This window comes from Clostridium sp. LS3, assembly GCF_055330225.1.
The window spans coordinates 3,153,292-3,175,035 of the sequence record NZ_CM143921.1; the positions used below are offsets into that span (position 1 = coordinate 3,153,292).

At 27.3% G+C, this 21,744-nt stretch carries 18 protein-coding genes; 2 read left to right on the forward strand and 16 right to left on the reverse strand.

Annotation, left to right across the window (positions count from 1 at the left end):
* Nucleotides 1–78: 78 nt before the first annotated feature.
* The 4 genes from lepA to gpr all read right to left on the reverse strand — a co-directional run bounded on the left by lepA (nt 79) and on the right by gpr (nt 4,733).
* A complete protein-coding gene (gene lepA / locus ACZJV1_RS14855) occupies nt 79–1,884 on the reverse strand; it encodes a translation elongation factor 4 (protein ID WP_460286818.1) in 1,806 nt (601 codons plus the stop codon).
* 124 nt (nt 1,885–2,008) lie between these two features.
* Nucleotides 2,009–2,500 carry a hypothetical protein gene (locus ACZJV1_RS14860; RefSeq protein ID WP_460286817.1) on the reverse strand — a complete coding sequence of 164 codons (492 nt, stop codon included), beginning with the start codon at nt 2,498–2,500 and terminating at the stop codon, nt 2,009–2,011.
* A 62-nt stretch (nt 2,501–2,562) separates the two neighbouring features.
* The gene (locus ACZJV1_RS14865; RefSeq protein WP_460286816.1) at nt 2,563–3,681 is read right to left on the reverse strand and encodes a stage II sporulation protein P; all 1,119 of its coding nucleotides are present in this window, start codon (nt 3,679–3,681) and stop codon (nt 2,563–2,565) included.
* A gap of 77 nt (nt 3,682–3,758) precedes the next feature.
* Nucleotides 3,759–4,733, reverse strand: coding sequence for a GPR endopeptidase (gene gpr / locus ACZJV1_RS14870; protein WP_460286815.1), 975 nt, complete (start codon nt 4,731–4,733; stop codon nt 3,759–3,761).
* 175 nt (nt 4,734–4,908) lie between these two features.
* Between gpr and rpsT the strand changes: the two genes are divergently transcribed.
* Entirely contained in the window at nt 4,909–5,172 is a 264-nt protein-coding gene (rpsT, locus tag ACZJV1_RS14875; RefSeq protein ID WP_322458931.1) for a 30S ribosomal protein S20, read from the forward strand.
* Between the two features lie 45 nt (nt 5,173–5,217).
* Here rpsT and holA read toward each other — a convergent pair whose 3' ends face one another.
* The 12 genes from holA to helD all read right to left on the reverse strand — a co-directional run bounded on the left by holA (nt 5,218) and on the right by helD (nt 20,609).
* Nucleotides 5,218–6,249, reverse strand: a complete 1,032-nt coding sequence (holA, locus tag ACZJV1_RS14880) for a DNA polymerase III subunit delta (RefSeq protein WP_460286814.1) — start codon at nt 6,247–6,249, stop codon at nt 5,218–5,220.
* Between the two features lie 16 nt (nt 6,250–6,265).
* On the reverse strand, nt 6,266–7,954 hold the full coding sequence (locus ACZJV1_RS14885; protein ID WP_463650636.1) for a ComEC/Rec2 family competence protein: 1,689 nt from the start codon (nt 7,952–7,954) through the stop codon (nt 6,266–6,268).
* A 25-nt stretch (nt 7,955–7,979) separates the two neighbouring features.
* Nucleotides 7,980–10,475, reverse strand: a complete 2,496-nt coding sequence (locus ACZJV1_RS14890; RefSeq protein ID WP_463650637.1) for a P-type ATPase actuator domain-containing protein — start codon at nt 10,473–10,475, stop codon at nt 7,980–7,982.
* A 175-nt stretch (nt 10,476–10,650) separates the two neighbouring features.
* The gene (spoVAE, locus tag ACZJV1_RS14895) at nt 10,651–11,007 is read right to left on the reverse strand and encodes a stage V sporulation protein AE (RefSeq protein ID WP_463650638.1); all 357 of its coding nucleotides are present in this window, start codon (nt 11,005–11,007) and stop codon (nt 10,651–10,653) included.
* A gap of 15 nt (nt 11,008–11,022) precedes the next feature.
* Nucleotides 11,023–12,057 (reverse strand): stage V sporulation protein AD, encoded by a 1,035-nt coding sequence (gene spoVAD / locus ACZJV1_RS14900; RefSeq protein WP_411168664.1) that lies wholly within the window; start codon nt 12,055–12,057, stop codon nt 11,023–11,025.
* Nucleotides 12,058–12,072: 15 nt separating this feature from the next.
* Nucleotides 12,073–12,543 carry a stage V sporulation protein AC gene (spoVAC, locus tag ACZJV1_RS14905; RefSeq protein WP_322545759.1) on the reverse strand — a complete coding sequence of 157 codons (471 nt, stop codon included), beginning with the start codon at nt 12,541–12,543 and terminating at the stop codon, nt 12,073–12,075.
* Nucleotides 12,544–12,713: 170 nt separating this feature from the next.
* Nucleotides 12,714–13,469 carry an RNA polymerase sporulation sigma factor SigF gene (sigF, locus tag ACZJV1_RS14910; RefSeq protein WP_411168665.1) on the reverse strand — a complete coding sequence of 252 codons (756 nt, stop codon included), beginning with the start codon at nt 13,467–13,469 and terminating at the stop codon, nt 12,714–12,716.
* Nucleotides 13,470–13,478: 9 nt separating this feature from the next.
* Nucleotides 13,479–13,910 (reverse strand): anti-sigma F factor, encoded by a 432-nt coding sequence (gene spoIIAB / locus ACZJV1_RS14915; RefSeq protein WP_411168666.1) that lies wholly within the window; start codon nt 13,908–13,910, stop codon nt 13,479–13,481.
* Nucleotides 13,911–13,923: 13 nt separating this feature from the next.
* Nucleotides 13,924–14,259 carry an anti-sigma F factor antagonist gene (gene spoIIAA, locus ACZJV1_RS14920; RefSeq protein ID WP_463650639.1) on the reverse strand — a complete coding sequence of 112 codons (336 nt, stop codon included), beginning with the start codon at nt 14,257–14,259 and terminating at the stop codon, nt 13,924–13,926.
* Nucleotides 14,260–14,466: 207 nt separating this feature from the next.
* Nucleotides 14,467–16,776, reverse strand: a complete 2,310-nt coding sequence (locus tag ACZJV1_RS14925) for an AAA family ATPase (protein ID WP_463650640.1) — start codon at nt 16,774–16,776, stop codon at nt 14,467–14,469.
* A gap of 239 nt (nt 16,777–17,015) precedes the next feature.
* Nucleotides 17,016–18,188 carry an FprA family A-type flavoprotein gene (locus tag ACZJV1_RS14930; protein WP_463650641.1) on the reverse strand — a complete coding sequence of 391 codons (1,173 nt, stop codon included), beginning with the start codon at nt 18,186–18,188 and terminating at the stop codon, nt 17,016–17,018.
* Nucleotides 18,189–18,329: 141 nt separating this feature from the next.
* Nucleotides 18,330–20,609, reverse strand: coding sequence for an RNA polymerase recycling motor HelD (gene helD, locus ACZJV1_RS14935; RefSeq protein ID WP_463650642.1), 2,280 nt, complete (start codon nt 20,607–20,609; stop codon nt 18,330–18,332).
* Nucleotides 20,610–21,081: 472 nt separating this feature from the next.
* Between helD and ACZJV1_RS14940 the strand changes: the two genes are divergently transcribed.
* Nucleotides 21,082–21,732 (forward strand): GntR family transcriptional regulator, encoded by a 651-nt coding sequence (locus ACZJV1_RS14940; RefSeq protein ID WP_411168670.1) that lies wholly within the window; start codon nt 21,082–21,084, stop codon nt 21,730–21,732.
* The last annotated feature ends 12 nt before the right edge of the window (nt 21,733–21,744 follow it).

Consider the following 21,744-nt stretch of genomic DNA (forward strand, 5'->3'; position numbering starts at 1 on the left):
CCACCTTACTCTTATAGTTATCTACGAAAAAGGCTAAGTCTCTTTAATTGAGCTTAGCCTTTTTCATATTTAAATTTATTAATCTACTTTAAGTACTGCCATAAATGCTTCTTGCGGTATTTCAACTGATCCCACTTGCCTCATTCTCTTCTTTCCTTCTTTTTGCTTTTCTAATAGTTTCTTCTTTCTTGATATATCTCCACCATAGCATTTAGCAAGAACGTCTTTTCTCATTGCCTTAACTGTTTCTCTAGCTATTATCTTTGATCCAACTGCTGCTTGAATTGGAACTTCAAACATTTGTCTTGGAATTATTTCTTTTAACTTTTCAGCTATTCCTCTTCCTTTTTCATATGCTTTTTCTCTTGGAACTATCATAGATAAGGCATCTACAACATCCCCATTTAACATTATATCAAGCTTAACTAATTCAGTTTGTGTATATCCTTTAAATTCATAGTCTAATGATGCATATCCTCTTGTTCTAGATTTTAATGTATCAAAGAAATCATATACTATTTCATTTAAAGGTATATCATAGTTAATTGAAACTCTTGTTTCTTCTAAATATTGCATATCAATGAAAGTTCCTCTTCTTTCTTGACATAATTCCATTACAGCTCCAACATAATCAGATGGTGCTATTATACTTGCTTTAACTATAGGTTCTTCCATATACTCTATTTCTGTAGCCTCTGGAAGATTGGTTGGGTTAGTAAGTTCTATTACTTCTCCATTAGTTCTTATTACCTTATATATTACTGATGGAGCTGTTGTAATAATATCTAAGTTGAATTCTCTTTCAATTCTCTCTTGAATTATTTCCATATGTAATAAACCTAAAAATCCACATCTAAAACCAAATCCTAAAGCTATAGATGTTTCTGGCTCAAAACTTAAAGCAGCGTCATTTATTTGAAGTTTTTCTAATGCGTCCTTTAATTCTTGATATTTTGCTCCATCTACTGGATAAATACCTGAATAAACCATTGGAACTGCAGGTTTATATCCGGGTAATGCTTCTTTTATTGGTCTATCAGCTTCTGTTATAGTATCACCAACTCTTGCATCCCTTACATTTTTAATGGATGCAGCAATATACCCAACATCTCCAGCTCTTAATTCAGATATTGGTAAAGTCTTAGGAGTAAATACTCCGACTTCTGTTACTTCATAAACCTTATTAGTAGCCATTAACTTAATCTTAGTTCCAGGCTTAACTACTCCATCAAAAATTCTTACATAAGAAACAACACCTTTATAACTATCATAATAAGAGTCAAATATTAGTGCTTTAAGAGGTGCATCTTCATCTCCATCTGGTGCTGGTACTTTTGCTACTACTGTTTCTAAAACATCACCTATATTTAAACCAGTTTTTGCAGATATCATTGGAGCATCTTCTGCCTCTATTCCTATAATATCTTCTATTTCTTGTTTAACTTCATCAGGTCTTGCAGACTGTAAATCAACTTTATTTATTACTGGTGCTATTTCTAAGTCATTATTTAATGCTAAATAACAATTGGCTAAAGTTTGTGCTTGAACACCTTGAGTAGCATCAACTACTAAAACCGCGCCTTCACATGCAGCTAAGCTTCTTGAAACCTCATATGTAAAATCTACGTGTCCTGGAGTATCTATTAAATTTAATATATATTCCTCTCCATCTTCTCTTCTATATATAAGTCTTGCAGCTTGAGACTTTATAGTTATTCCTCTTTCTCTTTCTATTTCCATATTATCAAGAATTTGCTCTTCCATTTCTCTTTGTGTAAGAGTTCCTGTGGCTTCTAATAATCTATCGGCTAGGGTTGACTTCCCATGATCTATATGGGCAACTATTGAAAAATTTCTAATATGTTTTTGTCTATTACTACTCATATATAAAACTATTACCTTATTTTAAGCTAATAGTCACTTCACCCCCATTATAATTAAATCAAGGTAAATTATATCATAAAGGATATGATATATGTCAATATAAATGTGAAGTTATGAATATATGTTAATTACTATAGTTAACTTGATTTTCCAAAAAATCATCTACTATATTATCCAGCTTATCTTTATTGGTATTTATTGAACTATTTTCATTATTACTATTCTTTTCTTCACTATTTTTATTTTCATCATTATTCCCTTTTATTTTCCCATTAATTTTATTCTTTATACTAGTAAAGGAATTGTATATACTACTACCTAACATATAAAATTTATTAGTTATAGGATTATTAGTATTTATCCTAAGATCTTTTTCACCTATTTTTATAGTTGGACTTTCATTTTCATCATTTGATTTATATATTTTAACTTCTGCATTATCTTTTATAAACTCTTCAAAATCTTCTCCAAATTCTTCTTTAACTATTTCATAGTTATCTTCTCCATTACCTATTGGTGATAAAGCTCTAGTATTTACTATATTAATTTGTATAAAACCAATAAATACTACTAAAAAAAATATTACTGTTCCAATTAAAACTTTTTTATTAAACAAAAGAGCACCCCCTAGTTTTTTAATATCTATAAGGATGCTCATATTTACTAAATTTTATTCAATTATCTATTTAGATGCTCTGCTAATATTCTTGCCATATATTTTGCACTTAATCTAGCTTCTTGAGAAGCATTTACATTTGATCCAAACTCTATTAATAAAGAATTTTTACTTAATCCTTGATTAATTGAAGTTGCTGCAATTTCATAAACATAAGTAGGTTTCATAAGTCCTGGGAATAATTTATTTGCAATTCCATTTAGCTCATCTGTTAACGCTTTATTTGATTCGTAAGTCGCACTATTTTCACCTATTACAAACATCATTTTCGCTAAATTTTGATCATTTAAATTAATAGTATATGAATTTTTAAGTGTAGCTGCTTTAGCTCCATCTACACCATCTCTATGCAAATCAATTATTAGATCAAAGTCTCCATATTCATTTAAATATTTTTTTAAAGTTTCATTAGATCTCTTATAGCTATCATTATATACAACGCTATGATTTGTTTTATCATGTATTACTGATATTCCATATCCTTCTTCTAACTCTTTAGCTAAAACTTCTCCAACCCCAACAACATTGCAATCGCTCTCTGTTGTGTCTAAAGATGATTCTGAATAGTTTTCTGTTGTATGTGTATGGAATATAAGAACTCTTGTCTTACTATTATCCAAGGCTCTCTTTAAACTTGAATCATAAGCTGGGCTTACTTTATTTAACTCTGCTATCTCCTCTGATGTCATTTTAGTAATGCTAGTATCATTAAGCTTAAATGGTTTTAGTATTGGTAGATGCTTACCCATATCATTTTCTACTAGGCTACTATCATTAAATAAAGCTATTTGATTTCCTATTATATCTGCTGCATTTATATTGCTTAACCCTAAAGCTTCTAATGCAACTTTTTTAATTGATATTTTATTTTCACTATAATTTGTTTCATCATACGCTTGAGTTTTCACAAGAGGCATTCCATAATTCAAAAGTTGGACATATGCATATCCACCTCTTTCATTATATTTATTTATCACGCCAATAGATCTTGCAAAAAACACTACAACTCCTAATATGATAATTATATATCCCATATTAAAATTGAACTTTGTGGAGGAAGATTTTCCTCTAAAGCCCTTCGCTTTTTCTTTATTAGGCATAGTTTGTCTTAATGAATACAACGGCAACTCCCCCTTCTCTATAATATTTATATTAGGGGAGTTACATAATTATTAATACTTTTATTAAAATTATTTAATTAATTCATAAATTTATTTATATCTTCCATATCTAAATTGGGTTGTACAGCCATATTTATTCCATTTGCTATTATTTTAGATAATGATTCAATTACAGCATCTACATCCTTTGGAGTTACCATTAAATCTCCTACAAATGGATCTAATATTTCTTTTACTAAATTGCTTTTTTCAGCTTTGTCTACTGACTTCAACATGTTATAAAACTCTTTTCCTGTTTCGGCTTTACTTATAAGCTCATCTAATAATAAATCTATAGTATCATTTGCTATTGTTGAAGCATGAACTACAGTTGGAACTCCAATTGCAATAACTTTTACTCCTAATACTTCCTCATTTATTTTCATCCTATGGTTTCCAACTCCTGCTCCTGGTGAAATTCCTGTATCACTTATTTGTATAGTTCTATTTACTCTCTCTAACTTTCTTGATCCTAAAGCATCTATACATATAACTAAGTCTGGTTTAATTTTATCTACTAAGGATTTTACTATTTCCCCTGTTTCTATTCCTGTAATACCCAAAACACCTGGTGATATGCAACAAACAGGTCTTACAGAATCATCTATTGCATCTGGCATCACTTGTTTTAAATGCCTCGTTACCATAATCTTCTCTGTTACTTTAGGTCCTAAAGCGTCTGGAGTTACTTTCCAGTTTCCAAGACCTACAACTAGGGCTGTTTTTTCTTCTGGCATATTAACTAATCTTTTTAATACATTATCCACAACTTTTGATACCTTATCCATAGATTCTCCATCATAATGTGTGAATTCAGGAAAATCTATAGTTATGTAATTTCCCTTTGGTTTGCCAAGTTCTTTTCCTGCTTCATCGCTTTCTATTGTTACTGTAGTTATTTTTATATCCTCCTCTTGTTCTTCTTCTACAATTACTCCATCTAACTCTCTTTTATTTTCCTTTGTGTACATATCTTTTGCTTCTATAGCTAAATCTGTTCTTACATTTACCATAAAAATACCTCCAAACTTTTTTACCTCTTTCTTATTTTTCCTTAATGTTATAATTTAATACTTGAACTTATAAACTTTCAATGATATAATCTAGTATGTTAAAAACGAACTCGAACGCAGATTTCCCCAAAACTGCAAAGAGACCCTATAAAATTATTAAGGGGGTGAATTTGGAATGGCAAATATTAAATCAGCAAAAAAGAGAATTAAAGTTACAGAAGCTAAAACTTCTCAAAACAGAATGATTAAATCAGCTTTAAAAACTGCTATAAAGAAGTTTGAAACAGCTGTTACTGCAAACAATGCAGAAGAAGCTAAGGTTCTTTTCCCTAAGGCTGTTAAGGCATTAGATATGGCAGCTCAAAAAGGAGTATGTCACAAGAACATGGTAGCTAGAAAGAAATCAAGATTAGCTGCAAAGTTAAACGCTATGGCGTAATCAAATAAGAAGCCGGTCCTTTGGACCGGCTATTATTTTACATAATTACTTTACCATAAATATATTAAAAAGCATAAACTCCATTTCCATGGTCTTGTCAACTCCTGATGACTTTAATTTGTTTTCTGTTTCTAAACAAATTTCCATTAATTTTTGTAATTGATTCACAGTAAATTTATTACATTGACTAATAATCTTTTCACATACAAATGTAGGCAATTTATACTTACTAGCCAAGCTATTAACATCATATCCATTTTTACTTAGTATCTTAATCTCATATAATCTTTTAAAGTTATTTTCTATATTAGTTATAATTAGCATATGTTGATCATTCTTTAATAATAACTCATCTAACAAATCAATGGCTCTTTCGACTTTTCTTTGAGATATTAAATCTACTAAATCGAATATATCATCTTCACTGGAATTAATTATTAATTTATCTATGTCATTCTTAGTTATTTTTTTGCCTTCAGTATAAGAAATAATTTTATCTGCTTCTCTTTTAATAATATCAAAATTATTTTGAACTTTCTCTGCAAAATATCTTGCTTCTATTTTGCCTATTTCTTTTCCATATGACTTAAATACTTCTTCTACTTTTTTATAGTATCTATCTTTTTTAAGTCTATCAAAATGTACAACTTTAGATACTTTATCTAAAGACTTAATCCTATTATTTTTTCTTGGATTATCCCTCTTATCATTAAACAAATAGTACATAATAAGAACTGTATATGGAGGTATATCTTTTAAATATTTAAGTAGTTCATTATAAATTTTTGTTCCCGAACTATCTGATTTATCTTTTAGAAAAGCTGCTCTATACACAACTACTACCTTTTTCTCTCCCATAAAGGGCATAGTTTCACAAGCATTTATAATATCATCAAAACTTGTAGTTATACCATCTAATCTTATATAATTAAGATCCAAAAGTGATTTATCTACAGCATTATTTACAATTAAATTTATTCCTTCTTTTATAAGTTCTTCATCTAATCCACAAAAAATATATGAATTATCTATTTTGTTTTTCTTTATTTCCCCTTCTAGTGCATCAAAATCTATCAATATAATCTACCTTCCCTTAATCTAATACTAAAACCTTATTTTTCAGTAAAATTATTTTATTGTAATTTCCTGATTTAAAATCTATTATATCATAATCAGTAGTATTTTTCCCTGTTGATGTCTTGATTAAATAGGTCTTATATTTTCCTTTTAGCACTATATCCTTATTATATTTTAATATTTTAAATTCACTACTTATATTTATATTATTAAAATCCTTATATGCATTTTTAGATAAAGTGATTAATTTAATTTTCTCTAAATCTATACCACTTTTTAATCCAAATACAGCTCTTTCTCCTTTGTAACTTAATGAAATAGCGCCTTCTTTAAAATATTCAATTTTAGGAAACGGACTATATATTAGCATGTAATAATACATTAGTATAACTGTAGGAAAGTATATCACCTTTTTATATCCTTTTTTATAAAAATATACTGTAATTAACATAATCATATAACTTATATTTATAATTTCATTTAGATATATATAATTAGGTGTTATATTAAGTAACCATTCAGTTGCTATATCTATAAACATAGTCACATAATAAATTAAAAAAGCAATATAATTAAATAATATTTCAAAGTTCATTACTAAAGCTAGTATATTTCCTAATACTACAACTATATTAATTAGTGGTAATAATATTAAATTACCTAATAAAAATCCTAATGAAAATTCCCTAAAGCAACCTACCAATATTGGAAATGTAAAAACTTGTGATGATATACATATAGCTATTCCTTCTCTTAAGAATTTAGGTATTTTATATAACTTTTTATTTAGAGTCTTATTAAATAATATTATTCCAAGAGTCGCTAAAAAGCTTAACTGAAATCCTACTTCAAAGATACTATAAGGCTTAAATAAAGTTATTATGATTCCAGAAATAGATAATGCTGCAAGTGGGTTATAATTTCTTTTTAGTGGTGTTGCAAAGGTCATACACAACATCATTATATATGCTCTTACTGTCGATAAGGCTGCCCCTGTAAATATCACATATATTATTGAAATAAATGGAGCTATTTTTTCTCCAAATATTCTTTTTAATATTGAATAAACTAGCACCATATGAAGACCAGATACAGATATAGCATGAAGCACTCCTAGACTTTTCATATTTTCTTTGTCTTCTCTATCAAGAAATTCAGTATAGCCAAATGATATTGATGTTACTATAGCAGCTCTTCTATAGCCAAGTTTCTCTTTTAATATATCAAATATCTTCTCTCTTAGTTTATATATTTTAGCCTTTAAATCTATATCTAATTTTTTAAAACTCTTAACTTTATATTCCCCAATTATACCTTTTTCTCTATTTAATTCCTTTTCAAAATCACTGTTTAATATAAGCTTATCTCCTAAACTAATACCTTTTATATTGCCAGATAAATATGCTTTTCTCCCCTTTACTTCTCCTATTGCTCCGTATGAGTTTATTGATGTTATTCTAACTTCTTCATTTCCTATTATATCTATATCATTATAATGAATATTATTTACTATTGGTATAAAGAAAAATATCAGCATTATAATTGAAAAATTAAGTTCAGTTTTATATATGAGTATTATAAAAAAGCAGCTAGCAATTAATATTGCTAGCCACTTGTTTTTATATGAAAGCGTAAATATATAAGTAGATAGAATAAAGATTAAAAATATATATGGTAGTATATTTATCTTTTCTTCATAATTCAAATGGCATCACCTCATTTAATAAGTTTTACCATTTTTTTATAATTATATCTCCTAATAAGAAAATAATTGTTAACCAAAATATTACAATAATTACTAAAATGGAATAAGAAAATCCCTGTAAGAAGGTTAATAAGAATATAGATGCTATATAAATTAAAATAGATATTAAAAATAGTTTTACCCCTTTGCATCTTCCTCTTTTAAAGATTTTACTATTAACTAATGTATCAATTATAAGCATAATACCTATCAATAAAAATCCTATAACATCATAATTATCCTTTATAAAATAACTTGCTACTACAGGAATAATAGAAAATAAAATACCTTTTATAACTAATTTTTTACCTCTTAAATTAACATTCCCATATATCATGTTTATAAGTATTATAGGTGAAAGAAGTAAGAAATTCATTAGTATTATAAAGTATTCATCTACGCCAACTCCATTTGTAAAAAAATACTTTGCATTAAAAAATGCTATTTCTGTTAATATTGTTAAAACATATATACTTACACCTTTATTTACTCCATTTTCTACTTCTTTATGTTCCTCTTTTAACTTAAGAAATGCTTTAATACTACTTTTCTCAGTATATATATCTCCTATTTTCTTTAAGAGCATTGATATTTTTCCTTTTACTATACCAATTTGAGCTAGGCTTATAAGAGAAATATCGCCTAATGTTTCTCCCTCTATCGCGAACTTATATTCATCCATATTATATAAAGACACTATTTTATGTTTTTGTTCTGGATTAAGCTTACAGAAAATTCTTGTTTTAGATACAACCTTAAGTATCTCCTCGTTACTTAATGAATCTAATTCAACTCCTGATGATATTTGCTCTGAAGAAGATATAAGTCCTATTTTCCTTCCTAGTACTTCTGCTGAAATTTTATTATCATCAGTGAATATTATTGGTAAAACTTCATTATCTATAAGATATTGAATCTCATCAGCAACTTCATCAACTAAAGGATTTGCTAATGCCATAATTCCAACAAAAACTAAGTTACTCTCTACATTTTCATGTTCTGACGGCTCGTAGCTAAAGCTTCTATAAGCAAAGCCTTCTGTTATTAGCCCTTCTTTAGAAAAGTTTAAATCTGCAAGCTTAATTTTTATTATATCTTCTGAAGTAAGTTCTTTTTCTATTCCATTAATAAGAATATGAGTACAAGAACTTAATATAGTTTCTAAATTTCCTCTACTATTTGCTCTATAACCATTTCTATTTTTGTTTACTGTTGTTACCATATTCTTATTAGAATCTCTTGGCATTTCAAACTTTCTTCTATTCTTATTCTCTAAATTCGCCTTAAAAATTGAGTTTTCAACTCCATATTTTACATATGCAATTTCAAACATATCTCCCTTAGACCAATTATTTTCATTATTATATTTTGCATTATTACAAAGAATAGATATATCTAAAAGTCTTTTTATATTTATATCACTTTTCTCTATTGAATTAGCATTATATATTTGTTCATTTGTATAAAGTTTATCTAAGTATAATTCCTTTTTTGTTATGGTTCCTACTTTATCTAAAAATATTATTTTTAGATTATCAACTAAATCTAAAGATGAAAAATTAGTTAACTCAATTTCATCTTCTAACATTTTATTTTTTATATATTTTCCATAGTATGTTATTATTAGAGGTATAAATATGCAAATTATAGCAAATATCCCCTGTGCAAATAGCTGTTTTTTCTCTATTAATTTCCCTGGAAATATAGCAGCTAAGATAGTCTGTATCAGAATTAAGCATAATCCTATTTTAAATATCATTTCTTCTATTTTATTTATAGTAATATCTTTTTTACTTTTTGAATTATCTATTATTCTAATTAATTTACCTAGTTGAGTGTTATTACCTGTTTCTACAACAATACCTTTTCCAGAACCTTCTTTTACTAAAGAGCCTCTAAAAAGCATATTATTTATATCTCCTATAGATGTAACTTCACCATCCAACTTAACAGAATATTTATCTTTTAAGAATTTATCTCCAGTTATACTTCTTTCATCAACCTTAATATTTTCACTTTCTATAATTCTAATATCTGCTGCAATTAATGAATTTTTTCTAAAATATACTATATCTCCAGTAACTAAATCCTCAGCTTCTATTAATCTCTCAACACCTTCTCTTAAAACTAATACTTGTGATGTATTTAGATTTTGTAAAATCTCTATCTCTTTTTCCTTAGATAATTCATGATGAAATTTCAAACCTAAATTAAGTAATAATAATAGTATTGTTAATATTGCCATAATATTAAATTTGTTTAGTAAAAAGAAAATTATAAATGCTAAGAATACATATAGATACTTTTGTTTAAATATATCTAATATTAATTTTACTTTTCCTCTAGAATATGGTAAATAAATTTTATTATCTCCGTTCTCACTTTTTCTAATATCACAATCATATTGGTAAAGACCTTTATAAATATTGCTCTCTAATAATTCAACTACTTTTAACCAGGTATTTCCGTAGTACTTTTTCATTATTCCCCTCCCTATTTCAAAAATCCGCCATTTATTCCTATTATTTTTATACTTATTTTAATTATATCATCTTTTCTACTTAATTTTCTATAATAAAAAACCTAACATCTTATAGTATAAGTTGTTAGGTTAATTTTTTAAAGTATTAATTTGCAATATTTTCTATAATTATATATTAAGACTTTGTTTTTGGATTAAATATTAAGGCCATTATATATCCAAAGAAAATTGCTGCCGTTATACCTGCTGCTGTTCCTGTTATGCCTCCAATAAAAGCACCAATTAATCCTTTTTCATCTACAGCTTTTAATGCTCCCTTAGCAAGAGTATTCCCAAAGCCAGGTAAAGGTACTGTAGCCCCTGCTCCTCCTATAGCAACTAATTTATCATATATACCGAATGCGCCTAATATAGTTCCTACTGTTACGAAAATTACTAATATTCTTGCTGGAGTTAACTTAGTTGTATCCATAAGTATTTGACCTAGTACACATATTATTCCGCCTACAATAAAGGCACTTACATATTCCATATTAGTTTCTCCCTTCTATTCTTCTTTAAACTCTATAGCTACTGCATGTGCAATTCCTGGAATACTTTCACCTTGTAGTGATGAAGTTGTACTCATTAATGCCCCTGTAGAAATTAACAATAGATTTTTTATTTCTTTTCTCATTAACTTTTTATAGAAACACCCTGAAGAAACTACGGCAGAGCATCCACAACCACTTCCACCTGAATCTGTATTTTGAATGTCATCATCAAATATCATATCTCCACAATCTACATAATTTTCTCTTATATCATAACCATACTCTAATAATAACTTACAAGTAATTTCCTTTCCAACTTTACCCAGATCACCTGTAGCTATTATATCATAGAACTTAGGATCTCTTCCTGTATCTTTAAAATGCATTGCCATGGTATCTACAGCAGCTGGAGCCATAGCTGCTCCCATATTATTAGCATCCTTTATTCCATAATCTTTAACAACCCCTGTAGTTATATAAGTTACTTCTGGGAAATTTCCTTCTTTACCTAACACCATTGCTCCTGAGCCTGTTACTGTCCATTGAGCAAGCGGACTTCTTTGTGCTCCATATTCTAAAGGAAATCTAAACTGTCTTTCTGCAGAACTAAAATGTGAAGATGTTGAAGCTACAACATAGTCTGCAAATTCACCATCCATCATCATAGAAGCTATACTTAATGATTCTGACATTGTTGAACATGCTCCATACAATCCAAAAAACGGTATATTTAATTTTCTCGCAGCAAAAGATGAAGATGTTAATTGGTTTAATAAATCTCCAGCAAACAAATAGTCTATATCTTCTTCTTTTAAATTTGCACGATTTATTGCTCCCATTATTGCTGTGTACATCATTTCACTTTCAGCTTTTTCATAACTTTCTTTTCCAAACATATCATCATTTAATATTTCATCAAAATAACTGCTTAATGGGCCAGCGCCTTCTTTAGGTCCAACAATAGAGTACGTTGCTATTATTTTAGGAGGGTTTTGAAGCTTTACAGTTTGCTTTCCAACCTTTTTTATATTTAAATTTTTATCACTCATAGCAATTCACCTTTCTTATGTTAATAGTTTAATAAAGTAATAAATAATACCTACTATTACTGAACTTCCTATACCATATACTAATACTGGTCCTGCTATGGTAAACATTTTTGCAGCTACACCAAATACGAAACCTTCTTTTTTGAATTCTATAGCTGGTGCTACAATAGCATTTGAGAATCCTGTTATTGGAACTACTGTTCCCGCACCTCCAAATGAGGCTATTTTATCATATATACCAACTCCAGTTAATAAAGCTCCTAAAAATACCATTATTATCGGTAATATCATTTTTACATCATCTTCTAGAAATCCATATTTAATTAGAAGTGTTTGTAAAATCTGACCAATTGTGCAAATTGCACCTCCAACCAAAAATGCTCTTACACAATTTCTAACTAGCTTAGGTTTAGGATTAGTCTGATTAGCTATAGTTTGAAATTTATCCATTATCTGTTGTTCATTAGGTGTCTTCTTTTTAGCCATATTTATTACTCCTTTCTAAATATGTATAATTTTATTATTCCAATTACTACGAATATAACACTGGAATATCTTTGAAAAAAACAAAAAATCTTTTGATTTTGTTTCAAAAGATTTTTAATATACTTTATTCATTTTTTTATTCCTTTATTGTCATTAGTATTTTTATTTTTTTATTCTTGTAGCTTTTGCTTCATCAAAACTAACACTTTCTTCTCTATTCTAGATACTTGAACTTGACTTATTCCAAGCATTTTTGCTACCTGTACTTGAGTTTTATCTTTAAAGTATCTGAGCATTATTATTTGCCTTGACTTACTATCAAGACTTCTTAAAGCTTCTTTTAGTGCAATTTTATTTATCATATCACTATCGTCTTCACCCTTTTCGCTTAGTTTGTCTATAAGTAAAACAGGCGCTCCATCATCTTGGTGAATAGTATCATATAAATATTGCATACTAGCTGAAGATTCTATCGCAAATAATATTTCTTCTTTATCAACACCTGAAAATTCAGATAATTCTTCAATTGTTGGTTCTCTATCTAATTTTTTAGTTAATTGTTCTTTGTCAAAATGTAACTTCCTTGCTAAGGTTTTTACATTTCTGCTAACTTTAATTATTCCGTCATCCCTTATAAACCTCTTTATTTCACCTATTATCATAGGAACTGCATAGGTAGAAAATTTAACATTAAACTTATCATCAAAGTTATTTATAGCTTTAACTAGTCCTATAGATCCTATTTGAAAAATATCTTCGTAGTCATACCCCCTATTAAGAAATTTTTTACTAATGGATGATACAAGAGGTAAATTCATTTCAATGACTTTATTCATTGCATCTTGATTACCTGCTTTGGCTAGAGGTATCAATTGTGAATTTTCTTCATAATTATATACCCCTTTTCTTACACTTCCATTCTCCATATACTTCACCTAACTTACTATGTTGAATTTCTTCTTCATTACAACTTTAGTTCCTTTACCTTCTTCACTTTTAACTTCTAAGCTATCCATAAATGTTTCCATAACTGTAAATCCCATTCCAGACCTTTCTAATTCCGGTTTTGAAGTGTATAATGGCTCCATTGCTCTTTCTACATCTTTTATTCCTCTACCAAAATCCTCGACGCTTATAGTTATTTCATCTCCACTTATACTAGCTTCTATTTTAATTGTTCCCTCTTTTTTATTTTCGTAACCATGTATTATACAATTTGTTACAGCTTCTGATACCGCTGTTTTTACATCTGTTAATTCTTCTAAGGTTGGGTCTAATTGGGATACAAATGCAGCAACTGAAACCCTTGCAAATCCTTCATTTTGGGATTTACTCATTAATTCTATACTAATTTTATTATCTACCATTTTAAACCCTCCATTAAATACGTATTACTGCTTCACTTAAATTACTATATATATCAATAATTTTATACATACCTGATATTTCAAAAACTTTATTTACAGTCCTACTAATTTCTGCTACACATAGCTTTCCATTTCTATTTTGCATTTTCTTATATCTTCCTATTACAACACCTATACCTGAGCTATCCATAAATGTTACCCCATTAAAATTTAATATAACTTTTTTTATGTTATCTCTATCTATTCTATCATCTATCTTAACCCTTACCTCTTCAGCACTATGATGGTCCAATTCTCCCATTAAGCTAACAATTAGTTTGTCTTCTTTTTTGTCGAATTTTAGATACATATAAATCACCCTAAAGTTATTTACTTTAGAGTATTTCACCTCCTCAAATGTATTCTGTTTTGTTTTTCCTTCTTTTTCCATAATTTTAACATATTAGTTTATTCATAGTCAAATGAAATAATACATTTTTTACAAATTTATAATTCTTTCTATATATAAAAAAGAATTAACATATATTAATCATTGTTAATTCTTCTTTCATTAATCCTATTCTTCTTTTTTGTCTTTATTTTTTTTATATTTTTCAATTTCTAATTTTATACTTAAATAAAACTCTTCTAAGGTTTCATCTTTATTCAAGATTAAAGTTTCTATTGCATCATTTAAATCATCCATTATATAAATATGAAAATCCCCTTTTTCTATGGCTTCTTCAATTTCTGGAATTAATATTAGTTCGTTCTTATTTGATGAAGGTATTAACACACCTTTATTGTTAACCCTATCTAAAAAATTACAAACCCTGAAAAATCCTTCTATCTTTTCATTTACTCCACCTATTGCTTGGACTTCTCCTAATTGATTTATAGATCCTGTTACTGCAATATTTTGTTTAATTGGTCTTTTACTTAAAGCGGACAGAATACATATAACTTCTGCAACTGATGCACTATCACCATCTATTAAGCCATAAGTTTGTTCAAAGCTTAAATAAAAGTCTATAGGAAGCTCTTCATATGGATTTAATATATTATTTAAAAGTCCCTTTAGTATATTTATTGATTTTTCATGTATTTTTCCACTTAACCTACTCTCTTTATGGATATCTATAATTCTTCCACTTCCCTTTTGGGCAATACAAGTTATTCTCATTGGCTTTCCAAAAGAATGGTAACCAGTGTCTAGAACAGCCAAAGCATTTATAACTCCAACTCGATTACCAACAACGGATATTAAGATCTTATTGTCTTTATAAAGCGTATCATATTCATCTTCTATTCTTTCTGTAGCATAAGCAATTTCTATTATATCTCTCGATTCTATCATTGATGATTTTCTAATTTTAGCATTATCGTTTGATAAAATTATTAATTTTTCTATTTCCATAGTATCTATATTTACTTTTGTCTTGCTACTTGCCATTCTAGATAAATATTTTATTACTTCATTTACTCCATCTTCTGTAATAGGCATAAGATTATTTTCTTTTATTTTTCTTAATATTGACTTATTTATATAAGAACTAGCATTTTCGTTTACTTCAACTATAGGATTAAATTCTGCTCTTAAAGGAAATAATTTTCCGAAGTCTTCATCTAAACTATACAATGTGTCATAAGTTTCTTGGTCTCCAATTAATATAACTTTAACATCTATAGATATAGGTTGTGGCTTTAATCCATTAATTGATATTAATTCAACATATGATTTTGATATATCATATTTTATTTTATTAGACATCAATGCCTTTTTTAGATGATAGTATGCGTACGCATTGTTAGCAAGAGAATTTACTCTTAATATTAAACAACCTTCATTTGCTTTTAATAAGGTACCTGCATTTATTAAAGATATATCTGTAGTATAAACTCCATTACGATTTTCGTATTCTATAAGTCCCATTAAATTATTTACATTTGGGTCTTCTTCGTATATAACTGGTGGAGTATATCTTAAACTGTTATCTACTAACAAATGTATATTATATTTGTTTATAACTTCATAAAGTTGTTCTTCATCTTCATCCATATCCATTGTATAACAATTTATAATATCTTTTTCAATAGATATAAATAATTTTTCTAAATACTCGTATGCATTATCATCATCTATAAATCCCATTAAAGCTTCATCCTTATAGACTTCCATTTCACTTGCTAAAAAATTACTATATATTTCTTTAAGTTTTTTAATGGATTTACTCTCTATATCCTTAAGCTTTCCTAAGACTATCTCTGCTTTTTTCTTTAAAATTGACGCTTTTGCAACTATGGCCTCTTTTTTATTTTTTTCTAAGTTATCATATTCTCTCTCACTAATCACTTTTTCATTTATTAAAGGAATAAATGCAAATCCTTTATTCGTAACTTTAACTTCAAAATCGTCTTTTTTTGCCATCTCAATTAATTCACTTATATAATCATTTCTTTTCCCTTGTATTTCTTCTATAATCTCATCTTTTTCATTGTCAGTAGAAGAGTTATAAAATTCTTCTACTATTTCTATATAATACTTTCTTATTTCTTCAACAGTATCTTTTAACTTTTTACCTCTTCCATTATTAACAAATAAAACTTCTGGCTTCTTATCATCCTCTACTGTAACATAACAAATATCCTTTGGAGGTTTCAGATATTTATACTGCTCCTCTATATAATCTTTTAGCTTCTTTAGTTTTTCTTTAGAAAATGAATCTATTAAATAAAGATTGTATCCTTCTTTATCTATACTAAGAGCTCTTCCGATTTTTTCATACTCACTATCTATTTCAGGAATTTTTGTTACACTCCCCTTGAAATTCCCTTCTTTAAAATTAAAATTAAATTTTACATCTTGTGAAGTCAATTCTTTTCTCATATATTTCCTATCTTACAAATTGCATAATGCAATTATTAAGAAGCAGTTTCCCCCCTTTTTTAGTATTTATTATATAGATATTCTTAATGTGTTTGTTTAGGGAATAGTTTTTTAAATTTAATTTAGTTTCTATACATTTAACCTATTAGATGTATATGAGAATTTATTTATACTAGCACTTTAATCTTATTCTAAAAATAAAGGACGTATGATTTCAAAATCATACGTCCTTAAGATTATTACATTAATTTTATAAATTTATCTACCATTTCCTCTGCATTTTTAAAATCTTGTTCTGATGGTACAAAGCAGAATGATAATCCTGGATCTACAACTTTAAGCTTTAAATCCTTTAATCTTGCAGTTAGCATCTTAACTCCTTCACCACTCCAACCATAAGATCCAAAAGCTACAGCTGCTTTTCCTCTATTTATAATTGGATTAACTAATGATAGTAAGTCCCAAGAAGGCTTTACTGCATCTTGATTAATAGTTGGAGAACCAACCATAAATCCTTTTGCTTTTTCTATTTTTGATATACTTTCTTCTAGAGGAATACTTGTTATCTCTGTAACATCAGCTTTAAATCCCTTTTCTTCTAGCTTCTCTTTCATAAAGTTAGCTATAACCTCTGTATTTCCATAAGCAGAAATATAGAAAATTTCTACTTTTTTATTATCTACAGGTGCTTCTGTTGCCCATGCTCTGTATAAGTTTAATATTTTATCTATATTTGCAACATGAACTGGTCCATGGCTTGGTGCTATAACTTCAATATTTAAATCTTTTATTTTCTCTAGTCCCATTAAAACAAATCTCTTAAATGGTCCCATAATACAATTAAAGTAATATTCCATTTCTACAAAATATTCTTCATTTAAGCTTTCAGTTATTCCACCTTCTGGGCAATAATGAGAACCTGTAAAATCACATGTAAATAATAAATTCCTTTCCTTTACATATGTGAATATAGTATCTGGCCAATGTAAGTTTGGAGCATTTATAAATTTAAGTGTTGTTTCTCCAAGAGATATTTCTTCTTTTGCTTCTAAAGTATTAAAATCTCTGTTTAATATATTCTTTAAGTAATTTAATGCTGCTTTAGATCCTACTACCTTAATTTCTGGATAATCTTCTATTAGTTTTATTAATGAACCACTATGGTCTAGCTCAGTATGTTGAACTATTACATAGTCTACTTTTTTATCTCCAATTATATCTTTTAAATTCTTTTTAAATTCATCATAGAAACCAGTCTTTACTGTATCAACTATGGCTACTTTCTCATCATTTATTACATAAGAGTTATAGGTTGTTCCTTTTTTTGTTTCCATTATTATATCAAATACTCTTAACTCTGGATCTTTTACACCTATCCAATAAATATTATTTTTTAATTTTTCTTGTAACATATACCTACCTCCGAGTTTAATCTTTTCTGTGCATGTATTCTAGAAATATTTTATCATAAAGAGTTTTGTCAAACAATTATCAAATTTGACGATTTAGTATATACTTTCGCCTAAACTTTAAACTACTCTACAAAAAACTTTCTATTTTATCATTTCTGTTATATTATCGATTTCTATTATATATTCATAATGCAATGCTCTTGTTAAAGCAACATATAATAGTCTTTGATCTAAAAGAATATCCTTATAGTTAGTATCACTTGGATTATATATAATTGTTGCATCAAATTCTAAGCCTTTTGTTAAATAAGATGGAATTATTAAAATATTATCTTTATTCTCTTTTTCATTCCCCTTTATAAGAGTTGCTTTATATGTTGAATGTTTTTTTATAAGCTTTTCTAATATTTTTCCTTCTTCTAATCCCTTTGTAATAATAGCTATACTACTTTTATCATTATTTATAATCTCTGTAATTATATTATTTATATTTTGTACTGCTTCTTTTTCATTAATACATTTAATAATTTTTGGTGCTTCTCCATGTCTTAATACAGGCTTTGCACTCTTTAAGTCTAATTTTTGTGAACTTAAAGCACCATTTGCAAAATCTATTATTTCAACGGTTGATCTATAGCTCTGTGTTAACTGCATATAAGTTGCCTTACCATTAAAGACTTTATCTACTATATCACTCCAATTTTTTATTCCCTTATAATAGTATATTCCTTGAGCTATATCACCAACTAACGTAAGAGAATTTCCCTTAGTAAAATGATTTACTAAGTAAATTTGAAATGGGCTATAATCTTGAGCTTCATCAACTACTATATGAGTATATTTATCTTTTTCTTCGACTCCCTCTAATAGCATATTGATATATAAAAGTGGTACTAAATCATCTTCATCTATAAGACCTTTTTCATAATTACCTATAACTTCATCTTTCATAAATTCAGATAGTTCTTTAGGTATTTTATTTAAAGTTGCAAGTTCAAAAAACTCTTTATTTCTAAATAAATCTATATATATCTCTCTAGAAGTTATTCCTCTCCATTTTTTAAAGTACTCATTAATTTCTTTTTTTGAATTATTCCTTATGTTATTTTTTATTTCATCTCTTTTAGCATATACTTCTATTAATTTCTTTCTTCTCTCTTCCCCATCCTCTAACTTAAGCTTTATATTTTTAATTTTAGCATCCCACTCTAAATCAATTTGCAGACAAAGTATTTCTATCTTCTCTTTAAGCTTTAAACTTAGATACCTTTTAATTTCATCTTTTCTTTTATTTATTGGATAACTTTTTAAATCCTTAAGATAAAGCCTCATTATTTCCCTTTTATTAAATAATATATAATCGCATATAACTATATCTGTTATGTCAACAGAATCTCCTTCTAATAAAGCAATATATCTATCTATAATTGTTTTAAAAGTTAATGTTCCCTTTATTTTAGATGAGTTTGCTATAAACTTACATCTTTCACTATCAGTAGATTCTATAAGTTCTTTTAACTTCTCGTCTTTTCCTTTAACCTTTGTTTTAAGCTTTAAGTATTTTAATACTAATTCCTGAAAAGTTGTTTGTTTTACCTCATCTACACCTAAGTTAGGTAATATATCAGAAATATAATCTAAAAACAGTTTATTAGGTGCTAAAACTAATATATCCTTTCCTTTTATAGTTTCAGAATACCTATATATTAAATATGCTAATCTATGTAAAGCTATGGTAGTTTTCCCTGAACCAGCTGAACCTTGGACTATGATCGGTAGATTTTTAGGCCATCTTATAATATCATTTTGTTCTTTTTGTATTGTAGCAACAACTTCCTTAAGTTTTTTCCCTCTACTTTCTTCAAGATTTATTTTTAAAAATTCATCTACTAAGTCACTACCTTCATCACTACTTTTTATTATTATTTCATTTATTCCTTCGTCAAATATATCTGTTAATGAATCTTCTTTAAATAGGAATTTTCTTTTTAAAGACAAATTACCTTCTATAATTCCAACTGGAGATTTATAATATGCGTAACCTCCAGTTCCACTATAGTATAAATCTGCTACTGGTGTTCTCCAATCAACAACTATTTCCTCGCCATCTAAAGTTGAACTTACAGCTTGTTTACCTATATATATACTTTCGTCTTCCCCTCTTAATTCTCTAAAATCAACTCTGCCAAAATAAGGAACCCTTAAAGCTTCCTCATAATTCTTTATATCTTTTTTTAATACAGAGTATATTTTTTCTGTAGTTTCTTTTTCTTCATTATAATTTCCTTTTGACTCTTTTGTTAAAGTTCTTAATTTCTTTTCTATAATTTCATGATTTTTTCTTTTCTCTAAAAGCTCATTTGTTATCTTTTCCCTTTTTCCCTTTAATATATTTTTTTCTAACTCTAAATTTTTATTCATAGCAGTACCTCTAAATTCAACTAATGCCTTAATTATAGGCTAATTAAATTTTAAATTCAATTATATAAAACCTATAAATTAATATATTTTAAAATATTTAGTCCGATCAACACTTTAAAATATATTATATTCCAATTATTTACTATAAATTTAGTATTTATTCTACTTATAGAAATAGGTTATATATATGTTCTAATTAATATTCTACATTATCTATATTTAAATTAAAATCAATAGTTAAAATTCAAAATACAAGTTTAATGATGAATTAGAATAATATAGTTTTTAATTTTACATATATAGGTTCTTTAAACTCATCTTATAACTATATAACTTACAAAAATTGAAATGCTATATTAAATCTAGAAACTTTAATAGAACTTATATACATATTTATAAATTATAACTCTCTATAAGTATTTTACTTTCTTATATTGTATGTTAGAATCTTTACTGGAAGGAGATGTTAGTATTGTCTAAGCAAACAAAAACACCTAACTATATAAAAATAGCCATGGATATAGCTTATAGAATAATTAATAATGAATTTTTAGAGGGCAGTAAAATCACAGGAAGAACAACTTTAGTTAGTATATATAATGTGTCTCCTGAAACTATCAGAAGATCCTTAGCATTATTAAAAGATATGAATGTTGTTACTATAAATGAAAAAAGTGGCATTATTATAAATGATAAATATTCAGCTAAAGAATTTTTAAATAAATTCAAAACAAAGTCTGATTTTACTTACTTAAATAGTGAAACCTTCGACTTAATAAAACAAAGAAAAGAGATTGATGCGAAGCTTGAAAAAAATATTAATTCAATAATAGAGTTTGCTACTCAATTAAGAAATGTAGGCTCTATTATTCCATTTGAAAGTATAGTAGAAAAAGATAGTTTTGCAGTAGATAAAAGTATAGGTGAACTTAACTTTTGGCATAATACGAAGGCTACAATAATTGCTGTAAAAAGAGATGGTGATTTGTTCTTATCTCCAGGTCCTTACTTTAAAATACATTCACAAGATATAATTGTTTATGTTGGAGAAGATTCAGTTCTTGAAACAGTTAAAAATTATATTGCTTTGCCATCAGTTGATGACAAAATCAAAAACAGCTAAAGTAAATTACTT